Here is a 1,589-nt window from a genome sequence, read left to right as displayed (position 1 = left end):
CCCAGGCGGGTATCGAGGGAACGCAGGGGCGGCCGGCCGTCGTCGTGGAGATCGACGAGCGCGGAGTGCAGATCAGCGAAGTCCTTAACCACGCTGATGTGCACTCCGCTTCGGTGGCCGCTGACCACGCCCTGGGTGCGGGCCTCATCACGCCGTGCGCGCTTCCACAGCCGTTCGACTTCCTTCGTGCTGCGTCCGCAGGCCGCGGCGTAGGCCAGAACCACAGCTGGGTTCTGCGGCACGCTGCGCCCGGAGGCGGCGCGCGCGAGAGAGTCCGCGCTGTACTTGGTACGAGAGGCGAGCTGCTCGTAGGTCAGAGCGGCGTCCGTCCTGCCATTACGCAGCCAGGTCACCAGAACCAGTAGTGACCGGCTGCACCGGGGGATGGGGTTCTCGCGGCGCGCCATCGGACGGTCAGGCCTGAGCGGGCCGCGGTGTGGCGTTGCGGCCGCGCCGCAGCCCCACCAGGTGGCGGCCGAGGGAGCCGGCCTCGAGGAGGAGGACGAGTACGCCCACGGCCGGCAGACCGGCGGCGGCCAGGGCGGCGGCGATGATGACCACGATGAGGACGACTGCCTCGGGTGTAGTCAGAGGACGTGACGTGCCGCAAGTTGTGTTGTTCAACGTATCGCCTAACTGTTCGTTCGGGGCTCAACTTCATGTACTGCGGGCTCAGTTGCGGGTACTGCGGGCGGTGCTGGTCGTGCGCCGGGGCGGTTGCCGCCGCCCGGGTGGTTAGCGATGTTGCAGCATCCCGGCGGCCCCCAGCACTATCCGCCGAGCACTCAATCCGCAGATGTGTCCTTTTGCCGGTCTGGCCCCACAGCGGCCCCCCGACGGGGATCGTGCCTGTTCACGGGTGATGAGGTGGGTTCCTTTCCGCAGTTGTGACCCACCTTTCGATCGCCATGATCGTCACCGAGGGTGACAATCCGCAGAAGTGTCCCGCGATCCACTACAGCTTTCGGACATGCCGAAACGCGCATCACCGCAGCTCAGAACGGGAATTTCCACTCCAGTTTCCGCACCCGCGTCCCAACCTTGACCTTCGCGCCGACATGCCTGATCTTTGTGCGTGCCTGACTGCACGGCCTCACGGCTACCAGCGGGCTCTCCGAAGTACTGCGGGCAACACAGTTACCCAGGAGACCGAGCCGCCCCCGTTGCCGCGGGAGAGGCTCACCGTTCTGGCGCCGCGCACAGCGGCGCCAGAACACTCCTTGACCCGCTTTTCCCGCGGCTCGCGAGGCCTTCCTGCCATGCCCGCCTGCAAAAGGACATCTGCGACGTGCCGGTTTGGCCGTCAGTGACGACATGTCAGCCCAAGATCGCTGGTCGGGCTTAAAGGAAGAGTGAGGTCGCTGACGTGGGGTAATGCGTACACCGCCGTCCATGGCGGGAGCAGTGGCAGAGATGGGGAGTGAAACGGCGGGCGCATCAACGGCGTCCACGACGGGCGGAGGTGTAGGGCGGCCCAACGTTTCTTCGGTGAACTTCGTCCCCCACACGGCTGAGAGGCCTGCCGAGCCCACTGTCCACACCCGCGTGCGCTGCTAAGCCTGCCGGGGTGATCAAGAACCTCACTCGCG

General features: G+C 66.6%; 2 protein-coding genes. Both read right to left on the bottom strand.

The genetic code is table 11. The annotated features are described in order from the left end of the window. The coding region (locus ABD378_RS43445; protein ID WP_344530952.1) for a helix-turn-helix domain-containing protein at window positions 1-353 on the bottom strand (353 nt) is incomplete at its 3' end. A 61-nt stretch (window positions 354-414) separates the two neighbouring features. After that, on the bottom strand, window positions 415-624 hold the full coding sequence (locus ABD378_RS43440; RefSeq protein ID WP_344530951.1) for a hypothetical protein: 210 nt from the start codon (window positions 622-624) through the stop codon (window positions 415-417). Window positions 625-1,589 lie beyond the last annotated feature (965 nt).

The organism is Streptomyces rectiviolaceus (assembly GCF_039533825.1).
Lineage (GTDB): Bacteria > Actinomycetota > Actinomycetes > Streptomycetales > Streptomycetaceae > Streptomyces > Streptomyces rectiviolaceus.
This window is presented reverse-complemented; position numbering and strand designations above follow the sequence as displayed.